The 26,445-nt window shown below is 72.4% G+C and carries 19 protein-coding genes and 1 tRNA gene; 6 read left to right on the plus strand and 14 right to left on the minus strand.

The genetic code is table 11. The features are described 5' to 3' along the window. Positions 1-328: 328 nt before the first annotated feature. Positions 329-1,357, plus strand: coding sequence for a LacI family DNA-binding transcriptional regulator (locus OHA99_RS04670; protein ID WP_153176979.1), 1,029 nt, complete (start codon positions 329-331; stop codon positions 1,355-1,357). Positions 1,358-1,465: 108 nt separating this feature from the next. On the opposite strand, the gene fusA is transcribed toward OHA99_RS04670, so the two are convergent. Together fusA and OHA99_RS04680 are read right to left on the minus strand one after the other, a co-directional pair. After that, positions 1,466-3,550, minus strand: a complete 2,085-nt coding sequence (fusA, locus tag OHA99_RS04675) for an elongation factor G (protein WP_153176980.1) — start codon at positions 3,548-3,550, stop codon at positions 1,466-1,468. 395 nt (positions 3,551-3,945) lie between these two features. Continuing rightward, positions 3,946-4,030, minus strand: a tRNA-Leu gene (locus OHA99_RS04680). A gap of 152 nt (positions 4,031-4,182) precedes the next feature. Here OHA99_RS04680 and OHA99_RS04685 point away from each other — a divergent pair. After that, entirely contained in the window at positions 4,183-5,514 is a 1,332-nt protein-coding gene (locus OHA99_RS04685) for a DUF2254 domain-containing protein (protein WP_153176981.1), read from the plus strand. A gap of 32 nt (positions 5,515-5,546) precedes the next feature. Here OHA99_RS04685 and OHA99_RS04690 read toward each other — a convergent pair whose 3' ends face one another. The 3 genes from OHA99_RS04690 to sucC are packed head-to-tail and all read right to left on the minus strand — an operon-like array spanning position 5,547 to position 9,234. After that, positions 5,547-7,109 carry an aldehyde dehydrogenase family protein gene (locus tag OHA99_RS04690; RefSeq protein ID WP_153176982.1) on the minus strand — a complete coding sequence of 521 codons (1,563 nt, stop codon included), beginning with the start codon at positions 7,107-7,109 and terminating at the stop codon, positions 5,547-5,549. Then, positions 7,106-8,068 carry a succinate--CoA ligase subunit alpha gene (sucD, locus tag OHA99_RS04695; protein ID WP_228126053.1) on the minus strand — a complete coding sequence of 321 codons (963 nt, stop codon included), beginning with the start codon at positions 8,066-8,068 and terminating at the stop codon, positions 7,106-7,108. The genes OHA99_RS04690 and sucD overlap by 4 nt, the downstream gene beginning before the upstream one ends. A 14-nt stretch (positions 8,069-8,082) precedes the next feature. Beyond that, on the minus strand, positions 8,083-9,234 hold the full coding sequence (gene sucC, locus OHA99_RS04700) for an ADP-forming succinate--CoA ligase subunit beta (RefSeq protein ID WP_153176983.1): 1,152 nt from the start codon (positions 9,232-9,234) through the stop codon (positions 8,083-8,085). A 143-nt stretch (positions 9,235-9,377) separates the two neighbouring features. On the opposite strand from sucC, the gene OHA99_RS04705 reads away from it, so the two are divergent. The 4 genes from OHA99_RS04705 (at position 9,378) to OHA99_RS04720 (ending at position 15,965) form a co-directional block, all read left to right on the plus strand. Further along, a complete protein-coding gene (locus OHA99_RS04705; protein ID WP_153176984.1) occupies positions 9,378-11,060 on the plus strand; it encodes a thiamine pyrophosphate-binding protein in 1,683 nt (560 codons plus the stop codon). Between the two features lie 11 nt (positions 11,061-11,071). Beyond that, complete coding sequence (gene frc / locus OHA99_RS04710) at positions 11,072-12,313, plus strand: formyl-CoA transferase (RefSeq protein WP_153176985.1); 1,242 nt, start codon at positions 11,072-11,074, stop codon at positions 12,311-12,313. Between the two features lie 4 nt (positions 12,314-12,317). Beyond that, complete coding sequence (locus tag OHA99_RS04715; protein ID WP_153176986.1) at positions 12,318-14,462, plus strand: acetate--CoA ligase family protein; 2,145 nt, start codon at positions 12,318-12,320, stop codon at positions 14,460-14,462. A gap of 123 nt (positions 14,463-14,585) precedes the next feature. Beyond that, entirely contained in the window at positions 14,586-15,965 is a 1,380-nt protein-coding gene (locus tag OHA99_RS04720; RefSeq protein ID WP_194279861.1) for an OFA family MFS transporter, read from the plus strand. Positions 15,966-16,045: 80 nt separating this feature from the next. On the opposite strand, the gene OHA99_RS04725 is transcribed toward OHA99_RS04720, so the two are convergent. The 9 genes from OHA99_RS04725 to OHA99_RS04765 form a co-directional block, all read right to left on the minus strand. Further along, entirely contained in the window at positions 16,046-17,275 is a 1,230-nt protein-coding gene (locus tag OHA99_RS04725) for an IS30 family transposase (protein WP_405694274.1), read from the minus strand. Between the two features lie 82 nt (positions 17,276-17,357). After that, positions 17,358-18,596 carry a sugar phosphate isomerase/epimerase family protein gene (locus OHA99_RS04730; protein ID WP_405694277.1) on the minus strand — a complete coding sequence of 413 codons (1,239 nt, stop codon included), beginning with the start codon at positions 18,594-18,596 and terminating at the stop codon, positions 17,358-17,360. A gap of 114 nt (positions 18,597-18,710) precedes the next feature. Next, the gene (locus OHA99_RS04735; protein ID WP_405694280.1) at positions 18,711-20,126 is read right to left on the minus strand and encodes a nucleotide pyrophosphatase/phosphodiesterase family protein; all 1,416 of its coding nucleotides are present in this window, start codon (positions 20,124-20,126) and stop codon (positions 18,711-18,713) included. Further along, complete coding sequence (eboE, locus tag OHA99_RS04740; RefSeq protein ID WP_164381823.1) at positions 20,123-21,298, minus strand: metabolite traffic protein EboE; 1,176 nt, start codon at positions 21,296-21,298, stop codon at positions 20,123-20,125. Before eboE ends, OHA99_RS04735 begins: the two co-directional genes overlap by 4 nt. 3 nt (positions 21,299-21,301) lie before the next feature. After that, positions 21,302-22,150, minus strand: coding sequence for a TatD family hydrolase (locus tag OHA99_RS04745; protein ID WP_153176991.1), 849 nt, complete (start codon positions 22,148-22,150; stop codon positions 21,302-21,304). Further along, complete coding sequence (locus OHA99_RS04750) at positions 22,150-22,893, minus strand: EboA domain-containing protein (RefSeq protein ID WP_405694284.1); 744 nt, start codon at positions 22,891-22,893, stop codon at positions 22,150-22,152. Before OHA99_RS04750 ends, OHA99_RS04745 begins: the two co-directional genes overlap by 1 nt. A 13-nt stretch (positions 22,894-22,906) precedes the next feature. Then, complete coding sequence (locus OHA99_RS04755; protein WP_405694287.1) at positions 22,907-23,962, minus strand: sugar phosphate isomerase/epimerase family protein; 1,056 nt, start codon at positions 23,960-23,962, stop codon at positions 22,907-22,909. Then, on the minus strand, positions 23,959-25,047 hold the full coding sequence (locus OHA99_RS04760) for an SCO3242 family prenyltransferase (RefSeq protein WP_153176994.1): 1,089 nt from the start codon (positions 25,045-25,047) through the stop codon (positions 23,959-23,961). Before OHA99_RS04760 ends, OHA99_RS04755 begins: the two co-directional genes overlap by 4 nt. Beyond that, on the minus strand, positions 25,044-26,252 hold the full coding sequence (locus OHA99_RS04765) for an inositol-3-phosphate synthase (protein WP_228126054.1): 1,209 nt from the start codon (positions 26,250-26,252) through the stop codon (positions 25,044-25,046). The genes OHA99_RS04760 and OHA99_RS04765 overlap by 4 nt, the downstream gene beginning before the upstream one ends. Positions 26,253-26,445 lie beyond the last annotated feature (193 nt).

A 26,445-nucleotide genomic window follows, 5' to 3' on the forward strand; every position in this document is an offset into this window, starting at 1 on the left:
CGAGAGCCGTCGGCTTCTCGTGACTCGTGGTGAAAGGTTTTCGAAATCGCCTTCTCCGAGCTCTGCTCATGAAAGTTAGGGAGCGGACTGACAGGGTGTCAAGGCACGTGCGGAAGCGTTCTCCGGCATCGACAACCGTTGCTACGACTGGGACTTGACGAGCATCAAGGAGCCCCGGCCGCTTCGAAACTGTTTCGAAATGCGTGACTGAAGGGCAGAGAAGGTGAGGTGACACGAGTCGCGTTGCCGTACTGTTGACCGGTTCCACCCGCGTTGCCGGCCGACCGGCGACTCACCACACGGTGGACGTACCCGTGGGAGGGAACCGATGCGACCGGACGCGAGGCGCACCACCTTGGCGGACATCGCACGAGCGGCCGGGGTGTCCGTGGCGACGGTGTCCAAGGTGGTCAACGGCCGCGGTGACGTGGCTCCGCAGACCCGCACCCGGGTGCAGGAGCTGCTGCACCTGCACGACTACCTCGCTCCCGTGTTCCGGCACACGGAGGCGGTGGAAAGCCCCACCATCGAGGTGCAGTTCAGGGGCGGACTGAAGTCGTACGTGGCCGAGACCCTGGAAGGGATCATCGATGCGGCCTCCGAGTCCGGGGCCTCGGTGGTGATCAGCAAGGCATCCGGTGCCCCGCACTGGGCCCGGGACCTGGTCTCGGCCGGGCGTCGTGCCGTCATCGCGGTCACCAGCGTGTACACCACGGCGCATCTGAACGAACTGGCCCGGTCCGGGCTGCCCCTGGTGGTGCTGGACCCGTTGCACCTGCCGGACAGCCGGATCCACAGTGTCGGGGCCACCAACTTCGCGGGCGGCCTGGCCGCTACCCGGCACCTGCTCTCCCTCGGCCACCGCCGGGTCTCCTATCTCGGCGGACCCGCCATGGCCGTGTGCAACCAGGCACGCCTGCACGGCTACCGCGCCGCCATGGAGGCGGGCGGCGTCCCCGTACCCGAGGCCTGCACCCGGCCGGGAGAGTTCACCTACGAGACCGGACTGCTCGGAGCCGCGGCGCTGCTGGACCTGGACGAGCCACCCACCGCGGTCTTCGCGGGCAACGACGAGATCGCCGTCGGTGTGGTCGAGGCCGCCCGTGCCCGAGGCCTGCGCGTGCCCGAGGACCTGAGTGTGGTGGGCTTCGACGACACGAGCCTCGCCCGGACGGCGTCGCCACCCCTCACCACCGTCCGCCAGCCCCTGCGGGAGATGGGCGGTGCCGCCCTGCGCACCGCCCTCCGGCTCGCCAACGGTGAGCGGGTCGATTCCCACCACATCGAGCTCGCCACCGAACTCGTGGTGCGCGCCTCCACGGCGCCGCCCCGCGCCGCGTCTCCGGAGCGTGGGTAGCCGAAGGGGAAGGGGCGGGTCTCGAAGACCGACGCCGTACGGGAGCCCACGGTTCGGCGCCCCGGTTCGGCACCCTCACGGCCGGGGCGTGAGGGTGCCGCGCCGCGCCTACCGCGTGGTCGTGACGGCCGTCGCGACCGGCGCCGGTGCGTAGCCGGTGGGCCGGGCCGTGAAGGTGCCGCGGCCCCGGGTGCGGCTGCGCAGCCGGGTCGCGTAACCGAACAGCTCGGCCAGCGGCACGGTGGCGGTGACCACCGTCGCGCCGCCCCGCGTGCCGGAGCCGGTGACCCGGCCGCGGCGCGCGGCGAGGTCACCGAGCACACCGCCGACCGCGTCCTCGGGCACGGTGACCGTGACGTCCACGACCGGTTCCAGCAGGACCATCGCCGAGGCGCGCAGGGCGTCGCGGAGACCGAACCGGCCGGCGGTGCGGAAGGCCGTGTCCGAGGAGTCCTTCACATGGGTCTGGCCGTCGGTGAGCGTGACCCTCAGGCCGGTCACCGGGTGCCCGCCGAGCGGACCCTCGGCGAGGGCGTCCCGGCAGCCCGCCTCGACGGCCCTGACGTACTCCTGCGGCACGCGGCCGCCGGCGACCGTGGAACGGAACACGAAACCGCCCCGTCCTTCCGTGCCCTCGTCGCCGTCCGCGTCCCACGGCTCCACGTCGAGCACGACGTGCGCGAACTGCCCCGCGCCGCCGTCCTGTTTGACGTGCCGGTGGACGAAACCGGTGACGCCTTCGCCGACCGTCTCGCGGCACGCCACGCCGGGGCGGCCCACCGCGACCTCGAGGCCGTGCTCGCGCCGGACGCGTTCCATGGCGACCTCCAGGTGCAGTTCGCCCATGCCCGACAGCACGGTCTGCCCGGTCTCCGGGTCGGTCCGCACGGCCAACGAGGGGTCCTCCTCGGTCAGCCGGGCGAGCGCCGAGGCCAGCCGGTCGGTGTCGGTGGAGCGCCGGGCCTCCACGGCCACGTGCACGACCGGTTCGGCGACGCCCGGGGGTTCCAGGAGCAGGGGGGCACCCGGTGCGCACAGGGTCGAGCCGGCGCGGGCCGACTTCAGCCCGACCACGGCGACGATGTCCCCGGCGACCGCACGGTCCAGCGGGTCGTGCCGGTCGGCCCGTACCCGCAGGATGCGGCCGACGCGCTCGGTGCGGCGCGTACCCGCGTCCCACACGGTGTCTCCCTTCTCGATCGTGCCCGAGTACACCCGCAGGTACGTCAGCCGTCCCGTCGGGGTGGCGTTCACCTTGAACGCCAGTGCCGCCATCGGCGCCGCCGGGTCGGCGGTCCGTTCCTCCTCCTTGCCGTCGTGGCCGTCGTGGGTGCCGTGCACGGGGGGTACGTCCAGCGGCGAGGGCAGGTACGCCACCACGGCGTCAAGGAGCGGTTCGACGCCGCGGTTGCGGTAGGCCGAGCCGCACAGGACGACCACGCCGTCGCCGGTGCGGGTCAGGTCGCGCAGGGCGGCGGCGAGGGTGGCCGCGGTGAGCGTCTCCCGGTCGCAGAACTCCTCCAGCGCGGCCGGGTGGCGTTCGGCGACCGCCTCCTCCAGCAGGCGTCGCCTGCGCGCCGCCTCCTCCCGCAGGGCTTCGGGGACCGGCCCCTCCTCGGCCGTCTCCGCGCCGTCGGCCAAGACCAGGGCGCGCATGCGTACCAGGTCGACGACGCCGGTGAAGCGGTGCTCCGCACCGATGGGCAACTGCACCACCAGCGGTGCGGGGTGCAGCCGTTCGCGGATGGAGGCGACGGCGGTGTCGAGGTCGGCGCCCGTGCGGTCCATCTTGTTGACGAACGCGATCCTCGGCACGCCGTGCCGGTCGGCCTGCCGCCACACGGACTCGCTCTGCGGCTCCACTCCCGCGACCGCGTCGAACACGGCGACCGCACCGTCCAGCACGCGCAGCGAGCGCTCGACCTCGTCGGCGAAGTCGACGTGTCCCGGGGTGTCGATGAGGTTGATCCGGTGACCGTCCCACGAGCAGCTGACGGCCGCGGCGAAGATGGTGATGCCGCGGTCGCGTTCCTGCGGGTCGAAGTCGGTGACGGTGGTGCCGTCGTGTACCTCGCCGCGCTTGTGGGTGGTGCCGGTGGTGTAGAGGATCCGCTCGGTGACGGTGGTCTTGCCGGCGTCGACGTGGGCGAGGATGCCCAGGTTGCGGACGGTGGCGAGCGGGTTGGTGCGCATGGCCGTGGCCTTTCGGAGGAACCGGAAAGGGACAGCGCGATTCCCCGCGACGCACGTGCCGGACGCTCCCGGCAGGGGGCGTCGGCGATCAGATGTGCGTCGTGGGCATCCGGTGCCGGCCGCGCAGCGGACACCGGACGGCCGAAGACACCAGGATCACCTCGTACCGGGACGGGGGGACGACAGGTGCGGTGTGAATGCGCACGGCCCGGCTCCCCCCACTCGGTCTCGATCTCGGTGTGGTGGTGAGTGTAGGGAGACCGGGGCGCGCGCCGCACCGTGTTTTCCAGCGACCCGCGAAGCTCTCGGCAACTCGCGAGACTCTCGGCGACCCGCGATACGCGAAATGCCGGCCGGGATTTCTCCCGACCGGCATCACACTCTGCCTGATCTTGTGTCCGAGGGGGGACTTGAACCCCCACGCCCGATAAAGGGCACTAGCACCTCAAGCTAGCGCGTCTGCCATTCCGCCACCCGGACCAGGTGTCTGTCGCGGTGCGGGGGTGCTCCCCGCGGCGACATGGACAACCATACCAAGGTTTCGCGGTGCCTTTCACCTGCGTTTCCTTCCCTCACCCTCTCCCTGGGCGGCGGTCCGGGACCGGCGGCTCCGCTGCATCTAGGGTCGCACCATGAGTGACTGGACGGTTACGCAGGGCCCGCATCCGCGTCGTCGGCCGCGGGCGCTGTCGCCTCTCAGGGAGCATCTGCGGGACACGTTCTGGTTCGCGCCCACCGCGGCCATGGTGGGTGTCTTCGTGGTCTGGCTGGTGGCCCAGGAGCTCGATGCCGCCCTTGTGCGTTCGCTCCAGGACGACGGCGACTTCGACACGCTCGCCGATCTCCTGCGCTTCGCGGACGACGCGAAGACGGTGGTGTCGGCGGTCGGCTCGGCGATGATGACGTTCATCGGCGTGGTGTTCAGCATCTCGCTGGTCGCGGTGCAGATGGCGAGCGGACAGTTCACCCCGCGGGTGGTGCGGCTCTTCGTCCGCAGCAGGATCACCAAGGCGACCTTCGCCGTCTTCCTCGCCACGTTCGTCCTCACGCTGCTCGTCCTCACCAGCTACGACAGCAATGTCGACCCCCGCGGGGCCACGTCGGTGCCCCTGGTGCAGTCGGTGCTGACCCTGCTCATGGTCGCGCTGAGTCTGCTGCTCTTCGTGATGTACGTGAACGCCACGCTGCGGCTGATGCGGGTCAGCCATGTGATCGCCCGTATCGCCGCCGAGTCCTTCCGGGTGGCGGCGCTGATGCCGGTAGCGGCGGGCGGGGGCGAGGCGCCGGGTCTCGGGCCGGCGACGGCGTGGGTCGCCCACGACGGGCAGGCCGGTGTGCTGCGGGACGTGCACGTCGCCCGGCTCGTGCGGGTGGCCCGGGGGCACGGGGTGGTGCTGCGGCTGGTCCCGCGGATCGGTGACTTCCTCGTGCCGGGCACTCCGGTCCTGGCGGTGCACGGCGGGACGGCCCCGTCCCGCCGTGCGCTGCGGTTCGCCCTGTCCGTGGGGGTGGAGCGCACCTTCCACCAGGATCTGGCGTTCGGCCTGCGACAGCTGTCCGACATCGGGCTGCGCGCCCTGTCCCCCGCGGTGAACGACCCGACGACCGCCGTGCAGGCGCTGGACCGGGTCGTGCAGATCCTGGCCGCACTGTCCCGGCGGCCGCTCGACGCGGTGACGCACCGGGACCGGCGCGGCGTGGTCCGACTGGTGCAGCCCGTGCCCGGCTGGGCGGAGCTGGTGGACCTCGGGTTCACCGAGGTCCGGGCCTGCGCCGTCGGGTCGCCGCAGGTGACGCGGCGTCTGCTGGCCGGCTTCGACGACCTGCTGCGGCTCGTGCCGCCGGAGCGGTGTGAACCGCTGCAGCGCCACCGCGAGCTGTTGCGGCAGGCCGTCGAGCGGACCGCGCCGACCCCGGCGGACCGGGCCTTCGCCCTGCGGCCGGACCGGCAGGGCATCGGCTGACCGCCCCCGGACCACCACCCCCTCGGCCCCCCTTACGGCATGAGGTGGTGGTCCGGGAAGTTCCCCGGCAGCCGCTCCCCCGCCGGGCCGCGCGTCACGGCGCGCACCAGCAGCTCACCGCCCACGAAGGCACCGCGCCAGGACGCGCCGTGCCCGCCGAACAGCTCGTCGCGGTCCCCGCGCGAGCGCGGTACCCCGTGGCCGACCTTGAACGCCCGGATCTGCGACGCCAGCCTGTCGTACGTCGCCGGGTCGTCGGTGGACAGGGTGGCCACCAGCGCGCCGTTGGAGGCGTTCATCGCGGCGAGCAGTTCGGCCTCGGTGTCGACCAGGACGATGGTGTCGACGGGGCCGAAGGGTTCCGCGTGGTGCAGCGGTGAGGACCGGGGCGGATTCAGCAGCGTGACCGGCTGGACGTAGGCCGAGGTGTCCTGGCCGGGCAGGAACAGGCCGTCGGCCGCGCTGCCGCGGTGCAGCGGGACGGCGCCGCGGTCGACGGCCTCGGCGACCTGGTCCTGGAGCTCCTTGGCCTTGGCCGCGTTGATCACCGGCCCGAAGTCGAGCGCCGGGTACGGGTCGTCCGGTGCCGCCACGGCGAGCGGGTGGCCGACGCGCAGGCTGCGGACCGCCGGGAGGTACGCCGCCAGGAACGCGTCGAACAGCTGCCGCTGGACGACGAAGCGCGGGTAGGCGGTGCAGCGCTGCTTGCCGTAGTCGAAGAGCTTCGGGATCAGCCGCGTGAGCGCGTCCCAGTCCGTGAAGTTCCAGATGCCCCAGGTGTTGAGTCCCTCCTGTTCGAGGATGTGCCGCTTGCCCAGGTCGGCGAGGGCGGTGGCGACGGCGGCGCCCGTGTCCCGGCCGCCGACGAAGGAGACGCAGCCGGTCTCGGGCGCGCGCACCAGCGCCTGGGACAGCTCGCCGCCGCTGCCGCTGACGAGGGTGACGGGGAGTCCCTCGCGGGCGGCGAGCGCGCAGGCCAGGGTCAGGCAGGCGACGCCGCCGTCGGTCGGGGTCTTGGCGATGACCGCGTTGCCCGCCAGTGCTTGTACCAGCAATGCGTGAACGAGCACGCTCATCGGGTAGTTCCAGCTCGCGATGTTGGACACCGGGCCGTCCAGCGGGGCGCGCCCGTCGAGCATGCCGTCGATGCCGTCCACGTACCAGCGCACGCCGTCGACGGCCCGGTCGACGTCGGCCCGCGCCGAACGCCAGGGTTTGCCGATCTCCCAGACCAGCAGCAGCGCGAGCAGTTCGCGGTGCTGGGCGAGGGCGTCGAGGGTGGCCGCGACGCGGGCGCGGCGTTCGGGCAGCGGGACGTGGCGCCAGGCCCGGTGCTGGTCCAGCGAGGCGCGTACGGCGTACTGGGCCGTGGCGGCGTCGAGCCGGGGCGGGCCGGTGATCGGGGTGCCGTCGACCGGGCTGGTGGCCGGCAGGACCCGGCCGTCCGCCCGCCAGCCGGCGTCCCAGAGGTTGAGGACCCGGTCGTCGCGGAACGCCTCGGGAGCGACGGCGCGGCAGCGGCGCCAGGCGTCGGCCCAGGAGGTGCCGGACTTCAGGGCGAGGGCTTCGGCGCCCTGCGCGCCGGCCGCCGTCATGCGCGGGCTCCGTCGCGGGCCGCTTCGTCGCACACCACTTCGTCGCGCACCACGTCGCAGCGCACCACGTCGCCGCGCACCGCTCCGTCGAGTACCGCGAGTACGTGCCGTGCCGTCTCGGTCGGTGTGCTCCCGACCCGTACGCCGGCCGCCTCCAGCGCCTCCTTCTTGGCCCGCGCCGTGCCCGAGGAGCCGGAGACGATGGCACCGGCGTGGCCCATGGTCCTGCCCTCGGGCGCGGTGAAACCGGCGATGTAGCCCACGACGGGCTTGGTGACGTGCTCGCGGATGTGTGCCGCGGCACGCTCTTCCGCGTCGCCGCCGATCTCGCCGATGAGGACGATCAGTTCGGTGTCGGGGTCGTTCTGGAAGGCGGTGAGGCAGTCGATGTGACTGGTGCCGACGACCGGGTCGCCGCCGATGCCGACGCAGGTGGAGAAGCCGATGTCCCGCAACTCGTACATGAGTTGGTAGGTGAGTGTGCCCGACTTGGAGACCAGGCCGATACGGCCGGGCTTGGCGATGTCGGGCGGGATGATCCCCGCGTTGGACTGGCCGGGGGTGATCAGCCCGGGGCAGTTGGGGCCGATGACCCGGGTTCCCTTGGCCCTGGCGTGGGCGGTGAGGGCGACGGCGTCATGGACGGGGATGCCCTCGGTGATGACGACCGCGAGGCCGATGCCGGCGTCCGCGGCCTCCACGACCGCGGCCCTGGCGAAGGCGGGCGGCACGAAGACGACGGTGACGTCGGCGCCCGTGTTCTCGATGCCCTCGCCGACCGAGCCGAAGACCGGGACGGCACGACCGTCGAAGTCGACGCTGCGGCCGGCCTTGCGCGGATTGACACCGCCGACGACGTCGGTGCCGGCGGCCAGCATGCGACGGGTGTGCTTCATGCCCTCGGCACCGGTCATGCCCTGGACGAGGACCTTGCTCTCCTGGGTGAGGTAGATCGCCATGTCGTCCTGTCTCCTTATCCGGCCTGTCCGGGGGTGGCTGCCGCGGTGGCGAGCCGGGCGGCACGGCGGGCGGCGCCGTCCATGGTGGTGGCCTGTTCGACCAGGGGGTGCGCGCGTGCGTCGAGCAGGGCCCGGCCCCGGGCGGCGTTGTTGCCGTCGAGGCGTACGACGAGCGGCTTGGTCGGCCGGACCTCGTCGAGGGCCCGGACGATGCCGTCGGCGACCGCGTCGCAGGCGGTAATGCCGCCGAAGACGTTGACGAGGACGGACTTCACGCCGGGGTCGGAGAGGATGACCGACAGTCCGTCGGCCATGATCCGGGCGGAGGCGCCGCCGCCGATGTCGAGGAAGTTGGCGGGGCGGGCGCCGCAGCCGGCGACCACGTCGAGTGTCGACATGACCAGCCCGGCGCCGTTGCCGATGACGCCGACCTCGCCGTCGAGCTTGACGTAGTTGAGGCCCTTGGCGCCGGCCCGCGCCTCCAGCGAGTCGGCGCAGGCATGCTTCTCCTCACCCCAACGCGACTGACGGAAGCGGGCGTTGTCGTCGAGGGTGACCTTGCCGTCGAGGGCCACGATCCGGCCCTCGACCGTCCTGACCAGCGGGTTGACCTCGACGAGGAGGGCGTCCTCGCGGACCATCACCTTCCACAGCCGCACGAGGGTGTCGACGGTCTGCGGGGGCAGGCCCGCGGCGTCGGCGATGCGTACCGCGGTGGCCGTGTGCACGCCCGTGGCGGGGTCGACGGGGATGCGTGCCACGGCCTCGGGCCGCCGGGCGGCGACCTCCTCGATCTCCGTGCCGCCCTCCGCGGAGGCGATGGCGAGGAAGCCGCCGGACGCCCGGTCGAGGACGTAGGAGACGTAGAACTCCCGCTCGATGGCGCAGGGTTCGGCCAGCATGACGGTGTCGACCGTGTGGCCCTTGATGTCCATGCCGAGGATGTGCCGTGCCGCCTCCTCCGCCTCGGCGGGGTCGGCGGCGAGCCGCACGCCGCCCGCCTTGCCACGCCCGCCGGTCTTCACCTGCGCCTTGACGACGGCGCGTCCGCCGAGTGCGCGGGCGATCTCCCGGGCCCGTTCGGGCGAGTCGGTGACCTCGGCCCTCGGGACCACGATCCCGTGTTCCTTGAAGAGTTCCCTTGCCTGGTGTTCGTACAGGTCCATCTCGGCTCCTGACTGAAAGTGCCGCACGCCCCCTGGACACCACCCACCGGATGCGGGATAACAAGCTTCATACAGTATTCGTCGACTGTATGCAATGTACCGCGAGAGCGCCCCAACCCCTCGTGAAGGGACAGGACTTCGCCATGCCCGACGACACCCAGGACGTCATCTCCGGCGGCCACCTCGTTGCCAAGGCACTCAAGGCAGAGGGGGTCGACCGCATCTACACGCTGTGCGGCGGCCACATCATCGACATCTACGACGGTTGCGTCGACGAGGGCATCGAGGTCGTCGACGTACGCCACGAGCAGGTCGCCGCGCACGCCGCCGACGGATACGCCCGTATCACCGGCAGGCCCGGCTGCGCGGTCGTCACCGCCGGGCCGGGCACCACCGACGCCGTCACCGGGGTCGCCAACGCCTTCCGCGCCGAGTCGCCGATGCTGCTGATCGGCGGCCAGGGCGCCCACACCCAGCACAAGATGGGGTCACTCCAGGACCTGCCGCACGTCGACATGATGACGCCGATCACCAAGTTCGCGGCGACCGTGCCGGACACGGCCCGCGCCGCCGACATGGTGTCGATGGCCTTCCGCGAGTGCTACCACGGGGCCCCGGGGCCCTCCTTCCTGGAGATCCCGCGCGACGTGCTGGACGCCAAGGTGCCGACGGAGAAGGCGCGGGTGCCGCGGGCCGGGGCCTACCGCGCCTCCACCCGGTCGGCCGGTGACCCCGAGGCCGTCGAGAGGCTCGCCGACCTGCTGGTGCACGCCGAGAAGCCGGCCATCCTGCTCGGCAGCCAGGTGTGGACGACCCGCGCGACCGAGGCCGCCGTCGAGCTGGTCCGCACCCTCAACGTCCCGGCGTACATGAACGGCGCCGGCCGCGGCACCCTGCCGCCCGGCGACCCGCACCACTTCCAGCTCTCGCGCCGCTACGCCTTCTCCAACGCCGACGTGATCGTGATCGTCGGCACGCCCCTCGACTTCCGGATGGGCTACGGCAAGCGGCTCTCCCCGGACGCGACCGTCGTGCAGATCGACCTCGACTACCGCACCGTCGGCAAGAACCGCGACATCGACCTCGGCATCGTCGGCGACGCGGGGCTGGTGCTGAAGTCGGTGACCGAGGCCGCGTCCGGACGGATCAACGGGGGCGCGGCGAAGCGCAAGGAGTGGCTGGACGAGCTGCGCGCGGCCGAGCGGACGGCCCTGGACAAGCGGCTGCCGCAGCTCAGGTCGGACGCCTCCCCCATCCACCCGTACCGGCTGGTCAGCGAGATCAACGATTTCCTCACCGAGGACTCGATCTACATCGGCGACGGCGGCGACATCGTCACCTTCTCCGGTCAGGTCGTGCAGCCCAAGTCGCCGGGCCACTGGATGGACCCGGGGCCGCTGGGCACGCTCGGCGTCGGTGTCCCCTTCGTGCTGGCCGCCAAGCAGGCGCGGCCCGACAAGGAGGTCGTCGCCCTCTTCGGCGACGGCGCCTTCTCCCTCACCGGCTGGGACTTCGAGACCCTCGTCCGCTACGACCTCCCCTTCGTCGGCATCGTCGGCAACAACTCCTCGATGAACCAGATCCGCTACGGCCAGGCCGTCAAGTACGGCAAGGAGCGCGAGCGGGTCGGCAACACCCTCGGCGACGTGCCCTACGACGCGTTCGCCCGGATGCTGGGCGGCCACGGCGAGGAGGTCCGCGACCCCGCCGACATCGGCCCCGCGCTGCGCCGGGCCCGGGAGTCCGGCAAGCCGTCCCTGATCAACGTCTGGGTGGACCCGGACGCGTACGCCCCCGGAACCATGAACCAGACGATGTACAAGTGAGGTGACCCCCCATGACAGGCACGCCTGCGAAGGCTCTTGAGGGCATCCGCGTCCTGGACATGACGCACGTGCAGTCCGGGCCCTCCGCCACCCAGCTGCTCGCCTGGCTCGGTGCGGACGTCGTGAAGCTGGAGGCGCCGCACGGCGACATCACGCGGGGGCAGCTCCGCGATCTGCCGGACGTCGACTCCCTCTACTTCACGATGCTCAACTGCAACAAGCGGAGCATCACCCTCAACACCAAGACCGAGCGCGGCAAGGAGATCCTCACCGAGCTGATCCGGCGCTCCGACGTCATGGTCGAGAACTTCGGACCGGGCGCGATCGACCGGATGGGCTTCACCTGGGACCGCATCAAGGAGATCAATCCACGGATCGTCTACGCCTCCATCAAGGGGTTCGGCGAGGGCCCGTACACCGCGTTCAAGGCGTACGAGGTCGTCGCGCAGGCCATGGGCGGATCGATGTCCACCACCGGTTTCGAGGACGGGCCGCCGCTGGCGACCGGGGCCCAGATCGGGGACTCGGGCACGGGCGTCCACGTCGTGGCCGGCATCCTCGCCGCCCTGTACCAGCGGGAGCACACCGGACGTGGCCAGCGGGTGAACGTGGCCATGCAGCACGCGGTGCTCAACCTCTGCCGGGTGAAGCTCCGCGACCAGCAGCGCCTGAGCCATGGTCCACTCGCCGAATATCCCAACGAGGACTTCGGCGACGAGGTTCCCAGGTCCGGGAACGCGTCCGGCGGCGGGCAGCCGGGCTGGGCGGTCAAGTGCGCGCCGGGCGGACCCAACGACTACGTGTACGTCATCGTCCAGCCGGTCGGCTGGCGGCCCTTGAGCGAGCTGATCGGCCGGCCCGAGCTGGCGGACGACCCCGAGTGGGCGACCCCGCAGGCCAGGCTGCCGAAGCTGAACAAGATGTTCCAGCTGATCGAGGAGTGGTCGTCCACGCTGCCCAAGTGGGAGGTGCTGGAGCGGCTGAACGCCCACAACGTCCCGTGCGGACCGATCCTGTCCACGAAGGAGATCATCGAGGACGACTCCCTGGTCGCCAACGAGATGGTCGTCACCGTCCCCCACCCCGAGCGGGGCGAGTTCGTGACCGTGGGCAGCCCGCTGAAGCTCTCGGACTCCCCGGTGGAGGTGACCAGTTCCCCGCTGCTCGGCGAGCACAACGAAGAGGTCTACGTCGGGGAGCTGGGCCTCGGCGACGAGGAACTGCGGCTGCTCAAGTCGAACGGGGTGATCTGACGTGATGGCCGAGGACCGCCGGGCACGGGTGCGCGGACTTCTGGACGCCGTACGGGCCGAGGGGCGCACCGCGCTCACCGCCCCCGAGGGCAAGGTGCTCGCGGACGCCTACGGGATCGCCGTACCGGGCGAGGAGCTGGCGCGGGACGTGGACGAGGCGGTGGCGTGCGCTGCGCGGTTCGGCGGGCCGGTGGTGATGAAGATCGTCTCGCCGGACATCCTGCACAAGACCGACGCCGGCGGTGTGGTCGTCGGGGTGGAGGGCGCGGCGGACGTGCGGGCGGCGTTCTGCCGGATCGTCGACAACGCGCGCGCGTACGACGCCTCCGCGCGGATCGAGGGCGTGCAGATTCAAGAGCTGCTGCCGCAGGGGCAGGAGGTCATCGTCGGGGCGGTCACCGACCCGACGTTCGGCAAGGTGGTGGCGTTCGGGCTCGGCGGGGTGCTGGTCGAGGTGCTGAAGGACGTCACCTTCCGGCTGGCGCCCGTGGACGCCGACGAGGCGCTGTCCATGCTGGACTCGATCCGGGCGGCCGAGGTGCTGCGCGGGGTGCGCGGGCAGGCCGGGGTGGACCGGTGGGCGGTGGCGGAGCAGATCCGCCGGGTCTCCGAGCTGGTCGCCGACTTCCCGGAGATCGCCGAGGTGGACCTCAACCCGGTGATCGCCACGCCCGAGGGTGCGGTCGCCGCCGACATCAGGGTGATCCTCGCGACCGACACGCCGAAGGAGCGGCGCCGGTACACGCGCGAGGAGATCCTCACCTCGATGCGCCGCCTGATGCAGCCCGCTTCGGTCGCGGTGATCGGCGCGTCGGGCGAGCCGGGGAAGATCGGCAACTCGGTGATGCGCAACCTCGTCGACGGCGGTTTCGCGGGCGAGATCCACCCGGTGAACCCCAAGGCCGATGACATCTTGGGCCGCAAGGCGTACAAGAGTGTCACCGACGTTCCCGGCGAGGTGGATGTGGCGGTCTTCGCGATCCCCGCGCGGTTCGTGGCGGCGGCCCTGGAAGAGGTGGGGCGCAAACGGATCCCGAACGCCGTCCTCATCCCCTCCGGTTTCGCCGAGACCGGGGAACAGGCGCTCCAGGACGAGATAGTGGCGGTCGCCGAACGGCACGGCATCCGGCTGCTGGGTCCGAACATCTACGGCTACTACTCGACCTGGCAGGACCTGTGCGCCACGTTCTGCACGCCGTACGACGTCAAGGGCGGCGTCGCGCTGACCTCGCAGTCGGGCGGCATCGGCATGGCCATCCTGGGCTTCGCGCGGACCACGAAGACCGGCGTGTCGGCGATCGTGGGCCTGGGCAACAAGTCGGACCTGGACGAGGACGACCTGCTGACCTGGTTCGGCGAGGACCCGCACACCGAGTGCATCGCGATGCACCTGGAGGACCTCAAGGACGGCCGCGCCTTCGTGGAGGCCGCGCGGGCGACCGTGCCGAGGAAGCCGGTCGTGGTGCTCAAGGCGGGCCGTACGGCGGCGGGCGCGAAGGCCGCCGGATCGCACACCGGGGCGCTCGCCGGGGACGACGCCGTGTACGACGACATCCTGCGCCAGGCCGGCGTCATCCGGGCGCCGGGGCTGAACGAGATGCTGGAGTACGCGCGCGCGTTGCCGGTGCTCCCCGCTCCCCGGGGCGACAACGTGGTGATCATCACCGGGGCCGGGGGCAGCGGGGTGCTGCTGTCCGACGCGGTGACGGACAACGGGCTGTCGCTGATGGAGATACCGCCCGACCTGGACACGGCGTTCCGCGCCTTCATCCCGCCGTTCGGTGCGGCGGGCAACCCGGTGGACATCACCGGGGGCGAGCCGCCGTCGACGTACGAGGCGACGATCCGGCTCGGCCTGGAGGACCCGCGCATCCACGCGCTCGTCCTCGGCTACTGGCACACCATCGTGACGCCTCCCATGGTGTTCGCCGAACTCACCGCGCGCGTGGTGGAGGAGTTCCGTGCGCGCGGCGTCGAGAAGCCCGTGGTGGCCTCCCTCGCGGGCGACGTGGAGGTGGAGGAGGCGTGCCAGTACCTCTTCGAACGCGGGGTCGTGGCGTACCCGTACACGACCGAGAAGCCGGTGGCGGTGCTGGGCGCCAAGTACCGGTGGGCGCGGGCCGCGGGCCTGTTGGGGGGCGGTTCATGACGTGAGACGGCGAGGGGCCGGCCGACGGGTGCGCGTCGGCCGGCCCCGGGGACCCGCGCGCGCACGAAAGGCATTGGACAGGGGGCGCTGGCCAGATCTTTCGACGCTAGGGGTGCAATCGACATGACAACCACCGATGTCACACAGGTCGCCGCCTACCGGGAGGTGACCGACAGGAACGGACGCGTCTATCGCGTGGGCGAGTCCGACATCGACATCATGGGGCGCAAGCGCAAGTGGATGGTGATCCTGCCCTGGATCGGGATGATGGGCATCTCCTCCGCCGAGTACGCGTTCGCGTCCGCCGAGGACACGCTGCACGAGGCCCAGCACTGGTCCAGCGGCAGCATCTACTGGATGATGACCGCCTGGGTGTTCTGCCAGGCCGCGGTCGCGTTTCCGGCGGGGCGGCTGCGGGAGAGCGGCAGGCTCCCGGCGCGCTGGGCGATGATGCTGGGGTCGGCCGGCACGCTGCTGGGCTATCTGTCGCTGGCGTTCGCGCCGCACGTCTCGCTCGCCTTCATCGGGTTCGGCGTGTTCAGCGGCATGGGTGCCGGCATGGTGTACGCGACCTGCGTCAACATGGTCGGCAAGTGGTACCCGGAGCGCCGGGGCGGGAAGACCGGCTTCGTCAACGGCGGTTTCGCCTACGGCTCGGTGCCGTTCGTCTTCATCTTCCACGGCTACATGGACACCTCCAACTTCCGCTGGGTGCTGGTTTCCGCGGGTGTCTTCCTCGCGGCGATGGTGGCGATCGCCGGGTTCTACTTCCGGGACCCGCCGAAGAACTGGTGGCCGTCCACCGTCGACCCGCTGAACCCGCCGGCCGACCCGCGGGCCCGGCGTTCGCTGGAGAAGAATCCCCCGGCCGTCAAGCAGTACTCCCCGATGGAGGCCTGGAAGACCGGTCGGGTGGCGCTCATGTGGTTCTGTCTCGCCTGTACCTCCGGTGTGAACATCTTCGGCATCGCCTTCCAGGTCGACATCGGGGAGGAGGCGGGCTTCGCGGCCGGGATCGTGGCCGCCGCGATGTCGCTGAAGGCGATCGTCAACGGCACCGGGCGCGGCGTCATCGGCTGGCTCTCCGACCTCTACGGCCGCAAGCAGTGCCTGCTCTATGTGTGCGCGATCCTGGGCCTGGCCCAGTTCGGCATCATCTGGTCGGCCGAGATCAAGAACCTGCCGCTGTTCCTGGTCTTCTCCGCCGTCTCCGGTTTCGGCGGTGGCGCCATCTTCCCGATGTTCGCGGCGCTGACGGCGGACTACTTCGGCGAGAACAACAACGCCACCAACTACGGGATGGTCTACAGCTCCAAGCTCGTCTCCGGCCTCGGCGCGGGCATGGGTTCCGTGGTCGTCGGCGTCTGGGGCTACAACGGCGCCTTCAGCCTGGCGGGCAGTATCTCGATCTTCGCCGGGTTCGTGGCGCTGTCCCTGCGGCCTCCGGGGCGCCCGAAGGGCAAGCGCGTCACTCCGAATCCCCAGCCGCTCGGCGAGGGATGACCCGACGGAGGCTTCTTCGCACGGACCGGGCGGCCCCTCCCCCAGCACGGCAGATTCCAGGGATCGTCGCAACACAGTGATCAACTGGTTGTCGCCAGGAGCTTAGCGAGGCGCTCGGCTGGGGTTTCCCAGCCGAGCGTCTTTCGCGGTCTGGCGTTGAGCTCGGCCGCGACCGTGTCGAGGTCCTCGCGGCTGTGCTGGGCGAGGTTGGTGCCCTTGGGGAAGTACTGCCGGAGCAGGCCGTTGGTGTTTTCGTTCGAGCCGCGCTGCCAGGGACTGCCGGGGTTGCAGAAGTAGACCGGCATGTCGGTTGCCGTGGAGAAGACGTGGTGGCTGGCCATCTCGTTGCCCTGGTCCCACGTCAGCGACCGCCGCAGGTGGGGCGGAAGTTGGGCGACGGTCTCGGCCAGGGCCTTGTGAAAGTGCTCGGCTTGGTGGCCGTCCGGCAGGTGGACCAGCATGACGTACCGGGTGGCGCGTTCGACCAGGGTGCCGATCGCGGACTTGTGCCGGGCGCCGACGATGAGGTCCCCCTCCCAGTGCCCGGGGACGGCACGGTCGGCGGCCTCGGCCGGCCGGTCGCTGATCATCAGCATGTTGCCGGTGAACCGCGGCTGGCGCTTGGCGGCCTGGCGGTGCGGCCTGCGGCGGACCCGCCCAGAACGCAGGGCCCGGGTCAGTTCTCGCCGAAGTTCTCCGCGGCCCTGGACGTAGAGGGCCTGGTAGATCGTCTCGTGGACCACGTGCATCTCCGGCCGGTCAGGGAAGCGTCTGCGCAGAGCGTGGCAGATCTGCTCCGGGCTCCAGCGCTTGGTGAGATGGTCCTGGATGAAGTCTCGCAGCTCCGGGTTCTGGCCGATCCTGCCCGGCTTGGGACGTGGCCGGCGGGCGTCGGCCCGCCGCTGGGCCGCGTGGGGCCGGTAGTACCAGCGGCCGTCTGGCAGGACGCTGCGGTTGCGCCGGATCTCGCGGCTGATCGTGGACGGGCTGCGGCCCAGCTCCGCCGCGATGGCGCGGACGGTGGCCTTCTCCCGTACCCGGTCGGCTATGTGGATTCGTTCGGTTTCCGTCAGAAAACGCGAAGGAGCGCCCGAGGCCACCCGCACGATGTGCGCAGGTGGCCTCGGGCGCTTTTTGCGTCCTTCGGGCCGGCCGTTCCTCCACTCGCGGCCGGTCCGGATGTTGATGCCGACGAGCTTGCTCGCCTCTTTGTTGCTGTAGCCCAGGTCCACGAGCCGGAAGTATTCCTCCCGCTCACGCCGGAGCTTCGCCCCCCTGGTCTGCTTGTCCTTCCGGATCTCGAAGCCCATCGAGCACCCCTTCAAGCTGGGGTGTTGCAACGACCACTAGAACGGAAGCACGCGGGAGGGGCCGCCCGGTCCGTGTCGCGGGTCAGTGGCGGCGCTTGCGCAGGGCCGCCAGGCCGTCGTAGCTGATCTTCGCCTCGCGCAGTGACTGCGCGGGGTCGGTGGCGCTCGGGGAGTTGTCGTCCTCGACCATCGGGTTGTGGTAGTTGCGCTGTCCGACGCGCGAGAAGAACGTCGTGTAGTCGATGACTCCGGTTCCGAAGGGCACCATGTCGTAGCCCATGCCGTTGGTGGTGCTGACGACTCCGTCCTTGGCGTGGAAGAGCGGGTAGCGTCGGTTGTGGCGGACGACCAGACCGGCCGGGTCGAAGACGTTCTTCCTGGTGGAGCCGTCGTGGGCGGTGTACTCGTGGAACTTGTACTGGGCGACGTGCGCCCAGAAGATGTCCATCTCCAGCCAGACGACCCTCGGGTCGGTGATCTTCAGGAAGTACTCGAGCTTCCGGATGCCCGAGCTGCGGGTCGGCCGGCCCTGGTCGTCCAGCGGGCCGCCGTCGAGCAGGAAGCCGTAGGCGCTGTCGTGGTTGTGGGTGTAGAGCTTGATGCCCTCCCGGTGGGCGATCGCGCCGAGTGCGTTCCACTTGTCGGCGGCCACGTCCCAGTCGGCGCGGTAGGAGCTGCCGGTGGGGTCGCCGCCGGTGCCCATGTGGTCCATGCCGAGGATGTTGGCGATCTCCAGGTGCTTCTTGAAGGTGTCCTTGTCCGCCTCGGTCAGCGGCCAGGAGGACGGGATGAAGCCGTGGTTGCCCTGGGCGCGCAGGCCGTAGTCGTCGAGCCAGCAGCGCAGCAGCCGGGCGCCCTTGACGGACTCCAGGCTGGCGCCGCCCGGCGCGTTGGCGTGCTGGTTGTATCCGGCGAACTCGACCTGGCGGTAGCCGTGGCGGGCCAGTTGCTTGAAGACCTCGCGGAAGCCGGAGGGCAGGTCGGAGGCGAGGGGGTCGCGGGCGGTGGCGTCGCGGACGGTGTAGAGGATGATGCCGCGCTTGTCCGCCGGGACGAGGATCTGCCCGTGCCCGTGCCCGTGCCCGTGCCCGTGGCCGTGGCCGTGGCCGTGGTCGTGGTCGTGGTCGTGGTCTCTGTCCCGGCCGTGGGCGAGGGCCGGGGAGGCGCCGAAGACGGGGGCCGCGACGGCGCCGGCCGCCACTGCGGTGCAGGTGCTGAGGAAGCGGCGCCGGTTCACGCCGAGGGTGCGGCGCAGGCTCTCGCCGGGTCCGTCGGCGGCCGGGTCGGCGTCGGTGCGGGAGGGGTCGGTGAACGGGGTCACGGGTGCCTGCCTTCTGGGTCGTGGCCTGCGCCGATGCGGCTCGGGCGGGCCGTTGTCAGTGCCGTGTGTTTCACTCTCAGTAGTCGGATTTCGGCGGGTGTACGACGTGGTGCGTCAGCCGAGTCCGGCCAGCCGGAGCAGGAGTTGTTTCACGTCGGTGGCCGCGACGCGGCCTCCGACAGCGCGGGGGGTGGAGCAGATGAGGAGCGGACCGTCGTCGTCGCTCGCGGGGAGGCGGCCGTGGCTGCCTCGAATAGGTGACGCGTCGAGGGGCACGACCGCCATGCGGTAGCGCATGCCGAGTTTCTTGCGGGCCAGGGCGCCGGCCGCCTTGACCTTGACGTAGGGGTCGAGGGGGTCCATGAAGAGCTCGACCGGGTCGTAGCCGGGTTTGCGGTGGATCTCGACGAGCTGCGCGAAGTCGGGCGCGCGGTCGTCGTCGAGCCAGTAGTAGTACGTGAACCAGGCGTCCGGCTCCGCCACGGCGACGAGTTCACCGGCGCGCGGGTGGTCGAGGTGCTGGGCCTTCTTGCCCTCGTCGTCGAGGAGTTCGGCGATGCCGGGCAGCCCCTCCAGGGCGGCTCGGGTCGCATCGAGGTCCTCGGGGCGGCGGACGTACACGTGGGCGATCTGGTGGTCGGCGACCGCGAAGGCGCGGGAGGCCATCGGGTCGAGGTACTCCATGCCGTCCTGGGTGTGCACCTCGAGCAGTCCGGCGCGGCGCAGGGCGCGGTTGATGTCCACGGGCCGGCTGACGGGGGTGATGCCGTACTCGGAGAGCGCGACGACGGTGCGGCCCTCGGCGCGGGCGTCGTCGAGGAGCGGGGCCAGGGCCGCGTCCAGGTCGGCGGCGGCCTCGAGGGAGCGCGGGTCGTCGGGGCCGAAGCGCTGGAGGTCGTAGTCGAGGTGAGGGAGGTAGCAGAGGGTCAGGTCGGGGTGCCGGGTGGCCATGACGTGCCGGGTGGCGTCGATGATCCACTGGCTGGAGACCAGGTCCGCGCCGGGTCCCCAGAAGTGGAAGAGGGGGAAGGTGCCGAGCTTGTCGGTGAGTTCGTCGTGCAGGGCCGGAGGCCTGGTGTAGCAGTCGGGTTCCTTGCGGCCGTCGGCGTAGTAGACGGGACGGGGGGTGACGGTGAAGTCGGTGTCGGCGCCCATGGCGTACCACCAGCAGATGTTGGCGACGGTGTAGCCGGGGTGGGCGCGGCGGGCGGCGTCCCAGAGCTTGTCTCCCGAGACGAGTCCGTTGTGCTGGCGCCACAGCAGGACGTCGCCGAGTTCGCGGAAGTACCAGCCGTTGCCGACGATGCCGTGTTCGGAGGGCGTGGTGCCGGTGAGGAAGGTGGACTGGGCGGCGCAGGTGACGGCGGGCAGGACGGTGCCGAGCGGGGCGCGGGATCCGGACTGGCCGAGCTGCTTGAGGTGGGGCATGTGGTCGAGGAGACGGGGAGTGAGGCCGACGACGTCCAGGACGAGGAGGGGGGTGGGTCCGTCGGGGTGGGGTGTTGCGTCGGAGTGGGTGGGTCCGGTCATGGCAGTTCCTTCAGGCCGAGGTCCGTCAACAGGTCGCGGGCGAGGGTCAGCTCGGCGGCGATGCCGTCGGTGAGCTGGGCGCGGGCGCGGGGCCGCAGCTCGGGCGGGAGGGCCTGCCAGGTGTAGGTCTCGACCTCCAGGTGCCGGGTGAGGGGGTGCGGGCCGCCGACGAGCCGGGTCAGCGCGGCCTTGAGTACCGGAAGGGTGGAGGTGAGGGGTGCGGCGGGGGCCGCGTGCAGGGGGACGTGGAAGTGGGCGCGCCAGGGCGCGGTGGCGGGCAGCGGGCCGCCGTCCGCGAGGGCCTCGTCCAGGTCGTCGGTGCCCTGCCGGCCGCCGGAGGGGGTGGTGGTGCGGGTCTGGTGCAGGAAGCGCGGCTCGGCGAAGGCGGCGAGGGCTTCGCGGACCTCGGGGTCGGCGGGGTGTTCGGCGTGCAGTGCGGCGGACAGCTGGGACTTGACGACGGGTACGCGGGCGGCCGTGAGGGCGTCCAGGGCGGTGTCCGGATCTTCGAAGGAGGTGGCGAGGTGGCAGGTGTCGACGCAGACACCGATGCGGTCGTGGGCGATCGCGGTGAGCGGTGCGATGGCGTCATGGGTGGTCTCGACGACGCAGCCGGGTTCCGGTTCCAGGCCGACGCGGATGGAGCGGCCGGTCAGTTCCTGGAGGGCGTCGAGGCGTTCGGCGAGGGTGACCAGGGCGGCGCGGGCCCGGTCGGCGCGGGGCTCGTCGTAGGCGGTGCGCCAGGCGAGCGGCAGGGTGGAGATGGTGCCGTCCGTCACGTCGTCGGGCAGCAGTCCGGCGAGCAGCCGGGCCAGGGAGGTGGTGTGTTCGAGGCGCTCGGGGTCGGCCCAGTCCGGCTTGTAGACGCGGTACTTGACCTCTTCGGCGCCGAAGCCCTCGTAGGGGAAGCCGTTGAGGGTGACGACCTCCAGGCCGCGCCGGTCGAGTTCGGTGCGCAGGCCGCGCAGCGCGGCGGGGTCGGTGACCAGGGCGTGGGCGGCGTCGCGGGCGAGCCACAGTCCGATGCCGAGGCGGTCGCGGCCGAGGCGTTTGCGGACCGGCTCGCAGTGGTCGCGGAGCTGGGCGAGGACGCCGTCGAGGGTTTCGGCGGGGTGGACGTTGGTGCAGTAGGCGAGGTGGACGGTGGAGCCGTCGGGGTGCCGGAAGCGCATGGCTCACTCCCCGCCGCGCAGGATGGAGTTGCCCTCGTGCGTGGCGTCCCCGGCGGCCACGTCGAGTTCGAGGCGTCCGCTGAGCCCGTAGAAGGCGACGGGGTTGCGCCACAGCACCCGGTCCACGTCGTCCTCGGTGAAGCCCTCGGCGAGCATCAGGTCGCCCACCTTGCGGGTCTTGAGCGGGTCGCTCCTGCCCCAGTCGGCGGCGGAGTTCACCAGCACCCGCTCCGGGCCGTACTCGCGCAGCAGGGCGACCATCCGGACCTCGTCCATCTTGGTGTCCGGGTAGACGGAGAAGCCGAGCCAGGCGCCGCTGTCCCTGGCTTCCTTGACGGTGGTCTCGTTGAGGTGGTCGACCAGCACCCGCTCCGTGGGCAGGGCGGACTCGCGGACCGCGTCGAGGGTGCGGCGCAGCCCGGCGAGCTTGTCGCGGTGCGGGGTGTGCACGAGGGCGGGCAGCCCGTGGTCGGCGGCGAGCTGGAGCTGGGTGGCGAGCGCGGTGTCCTCGGCGGGGGTCATCGAGTCGTAGCCGATCTCACCGACCGCCACCACCCGGTCCTTGACGAGATAGCGGGGCAGTTCGTCGAGGACGGGCAGGCACCGGGGGTCGTTGGCCTCCTTGGGGTTGAGGGCGATCGTGCAGTGGTGGGCGATGCCGTACTGGGCGGCGCGGAAGGGCTCCCAGCCGAGCAGGGCGTCGAAGTAGTCGCGGAAGGAGTCGGGGGAGGTGCGGGGCTGGCCCAGCCAGAAGGAGGGTTCGACGACGGCGCGGACGCCGGCGGCGTGCATGGCCTCGTAGTCGTCGGTGGTCCGGGAGGTCATGTGGATGTGGGGGTCGAAGATGCGCATCAGGACTCCTTGCCGTGGGGGTCGGCCGTGCCGGGCGCGGGGCGTCCGGAGTCGGTCAGGGCCAGGACGCGGTGCAGGTCTTCGGGGACGGTGCGGTCCGCGGCGGTGCGTTCGGCGGCGTAGTCGGCGAGCATCCGGGCGAGTTCGTCGTCGCCCCGGGCCCGGCGGGCGAGGTCCGCCACGGCGGCGACGGGGACGCCGGTGAACAGGCACTTCAGTACGGCGTGCCGCCACTGGTGGGCGTCGAGGTGCCGGGCGGCGTAGGGGCCGAGGGCGGCGGCGACGAGCCGGGTGTCGTTGGTGCGCAGGGCGTCCTCGACGAGCGGCAGGGCGTCCGGTCCCGGCACGAGGTGGGGCAGGGCGTGGAGGACTGCGCGGCGTTCGTCGGCGGTGCCCTGGGTGTAGACCCGGCTGAGGGCGTCCGTGTCGGCGCGGGCGGCGTGCAGGACGAGGACGCGGGCGGCGTCGGCGTGGGCGGGCCCGCAGCGGCGGCCGGCCTCGGCGAGGCGCAGCTCCCACACCGAGATGGGGCCGTGGGTGCCGGGGTGGGCGGCGGCCTCGTCGAGGGCCTGGTCCAGCCAGGCGCGGGCGGCTCCGTCGAGCCAGGTGGCCAGCGCTGCGCGCAGTTCGGCCGGCGGGACGTGGGCGGGGGTGGTGCCCTGGTCCGGTCCGGCGTGTCCGGCGGGGGTGCCGTCCGCGCCCTGGGTGCCGGGGTGGGCGTGGGCGGCGTGTGGCTGCGTCATGGGGTGGCTCCCTTCAGTGGGTGGCGGAGGGCTCGCCCGAGCGGTTGGTGCGGGGCGGTGACGCCGGGGCGGCGCGCCGCAGGAACGGGAGGGAGCGTTCGGCGTGGTGGGGTCCCGCGTGGGAGTGGCGGGGCAGTTCGACGACGGTGAGGCCCTGGTAGCCGGTGGCGGCGAGGGCTTCGAGGACGGGCGGGAAGTCGATCTCGCCGTCACCGAAGGGGAGGTGTTCGTGGACTCCGCGGCGCATGTCCTCGATCTGTACGTGGCGCAGCCAGGGGGCGGCGGCGCGCACGCAGTCGGCGGGAGGGAGCGGTTCGAGGCACTGGCAGTGGCCGATGTCCAGGGTGAGTCCGAGGAGTTCGGGGTCGCCGAGGGTGCGGCGCAGGGTGTGGAAGTCGGCGAGGCTGGAGAGGAGGTGTCCCGGTTCCGGCTCCACCGCGAGGGGGACGCCCGCGGTGGCGGCGGCGTCCAGCACCGGGGCGAGCGACTCGGCCAGCCGCTTCCAGGCCGTGTCCTCGTCCGTGCCCGCGGGGGTGACGCCGCTGAAGCAGTGCACGGCGTGGGCACCGAGGTCGGCGGCGACGCCGACGGCACGGACGAGGAGGTCGGTGCGGCGGGCGCGGTCCTCCGGGTCCTGGTCGAGCAGGGAGGGGCCGTGTTTGCGGCGCGGGTCGAGCACGTAGCGGGCGCCCGTCTCCACGGTGACGTCCAGGCCGAGCGCGTCCAGTCGACGCGCGACCCGGCGGGTGCGGGCGGCGAGGTCGTCGGCGAGCGGATCGAGGTGCATGTGGTCGAGGGTCAGTCCCACGCCGTCGTAGCCGAGGTCGGCGAGGAGGGCGAGGGCGTCGTCGAGGCGCAGGTCGGCGAGGCCGTTGGTGCCGTACCCGAAGCGGAGCGGGGACGCGACGGCCCCTCCCCCCGCCGGGTTCCCGGCCCCCGCCGCGTCCCCGGGAGTGGACCCGGCCCCAGCCCCAGCCCCGGCTCCGGCCCCAGCCCCGGGCGCGGCTCCGGCCTCGTCCGGTCCCCGGTTCGGCTCGGGGTTCCGTTCCTGGTTCGGGTTCCGGGTCATGTGATGCTCACCTTCCTCATGGCGGTCCTCCTCGCGAACCACCGCCCGGCCGGGGCGAGGGCCGCGACCAGGAGGGACGTGGCGCCGGCACCGGAGCGGGCGGCGAGCGCGGCCTGGAGCGGGATCGTGGCCCGGATGCCGCCGCCCACGGCGCGTTGGGTGAGCGGGGGTGAGGGGTTGAGCGCGGCGTGGAAGTAGGGGCGGGCGGCCGTCGCGGCGTACACGGCGCTCAGCCCTGTCCTGAGGGCGTCGGTGACACCCGGTGCCGGAGTGGAGCCCGACAGGCCGGGGGCGGCTGCTGCCCGCCGGCCTGCCGGGAGTCGGTTGGGGCGGCGGGCGGCCAGAGCGGCCAGCGCCCCCGTGGTGGCGAGGGCGGCGAGCGGTGCCAGGGCCGAGCCGCCGGTGGTCTCCCGCCGGGAGACGGCGGTGACCGCGAGGGTGTGGCTGCCGAGCAGCGCGGCCGTGGGCAGCGCGGCCCGGGTGCCGCCCCCGGTGGCGGCCGCGCCCAGGAGCAGGTCGAGGCCGCGGGCCGCGGCCATGGCCGCGGGACCGGCCGGCGTGTGCTTCAGGGCGAGGTCGTAGGCCCAGACGGTGACCGCCAGCGGTGCGGCGACCGCGAGGGCGGGCCGGCCCGCACCGGCCGCCAGCGCCAGCCCGGCGCCGGTGAGGGCGCCGGCCGCGGTGAGAGCGGCGGCGGGGCGGATGCGGCCGGACGGGAGGGGGCGGTGCGGGCGCTCCACGGCGTCCTCCGCGCGGTCGGCCCAGTCGTTGAGCGCCATGCCGGCCTCGTACAGGCACAGGGAGGAGGCGATGGCGAGCAGGGTGCGGGGTCCCGGGCGGGCACCTGCCGCCGCCGCCCCGGCCAGGGCGTCGCCGGGCACGGTGAACAGGGCGGGCAGGCGCAGCAGTTCGGCCCAGGCGCCGATGCCGCCGTCCGTGCGGGGGGCGCGGGATTCGGCCCGGGGTGTACGCGGCTCGGGGCTGCCGGGGGCCGGGGCGGGGGCCCGGGGGCCGGGGGCTTGCGCCCGCGTCGCTCCGGGTTCCCGCGCGGACCGGTCCCGCGCCGCGGGGACGGCGCGGTTCATCGCCCCGCCCCGTCCCCGACGGCGACGCCGCCGCCACCGCCGTCCCCCGGCGAACCGTCCCCAGGGTCGTCCCCCGGGTCGTCCGACAGCCGTCCGGCGAAGCGTTTCAGCTCGCCGTACTGCTCGGCCAGGGAGGACGGCCCGTCCCCCAGCGGGTCCTTGAAGAAGAAGCCCAGTTCGCCGAGCGGGCCGGACAGTCCCTTCTGGTGGGCGCGGGCGGCCAGGCGGGCCAGGTCGAGGACGAGCGGTGCGGCGAGGGACGAGTCGCAGCCCTGCCAGGTGGTCTGGAGGATCATGCGGGCGCCGAGGAAGCCGTCGAAGGCGATGTGGTCCCAGGCGGTCTTCCAGTCGCCGAGCGCGGGCACGTCGTCGATGTGGACCTCGCCCTCGACGGGCGCGCCGAGGGTGTCGGCCAGCACGCGTTCCTTGCCGGCGTTCTTCGCCGCGGCCGCCGCCGGGTCGGCCAGCGCGGCGCCGTCACCGCCGCCCAGCAGGTTCGTGCCCGACCAGGCGCGCACCGCCAGCGCCCGCTGCGCGAACATCGGACCCAGCACCGAGCGCAGCAGGGTCTGGCCGGTCTTGCCGTCCCGGCCGGCGTACGGCAGCCCCGAGGACTCGGCAGGCGCGGCCAGGGCCTGGTGGTGCAGGCCGGTCGACGGGGTGAAGTTGACGTAGGGGCAGCCGGCGCGCAGGGCGGCGGCGGCGTAGAGGGAGCTGGCGGGCAGGGCTCCCCCGGTGGGGGCGGGCTCGGTGGAGGCCACGTTCACGACCACCGTCCGCTCCGCTCCCGAGCGTCGCGCGAAGTCGGTGATGTCCGCGGCGAACGCGGCGATCAGCTCCTCCTCGTCGCGGGTGTCGCCGGGCAGCGGCCCTCCGGGGCGTATCTCGCGGTCGGCCGCGGCCAGTTCGGCGCCCACGGCCGAGGGCAGCCCGTGCGGCAGCACACCCCCGGCGGCCAGGGCTTCCGCCCGCTTGGGCAGGGGACAGTCCACGGTGTCGTGGCCGCCGAAGACGAGGGACGCGAGCGCGGGCAGTCCCGTCCCGGCGAAGTCGGGGGTCTCGGTGACCATGCCGGTCGGGGCGTGCAGCCCCGCGGTCACGGCGGCACAGCCCGCCACCACCGTGGTGGCGACGGAACCGCGGGCTCCGATCAGCCAGACACCGGTACGGGAGCCGTGGGAGGAAGCAGAGGGGGACGCGGACATGGGCAGCCTCCTTGTCGAGCGCGTCGAGCACACACGAGCGGTGGTACGGCCGGAGGGGCGGGACGACCGGAGAGGTGGCACCGCCGGAGAGGTGGCACGGCCGGGAGCGACGCGCCGTGCCCGGTGACGGCGGGCGGAGGTCCGGCGTCCTCCGCCCGCCGCCGTTCCGGTCGCCCCCGAGGAGCGGGCGCCC

The sequence above is a fragment of the Streptomyces coelicoflavus genome, assembly GCF_045041415.1.
In the GTDB taxonomy this organism is placed as follows: Bacteria; Actinomycetota; Actinomycetes; order Streptomycetales; family Streptomycetaceae; genus Streptomyces; species Streptomyces coelicoflavus.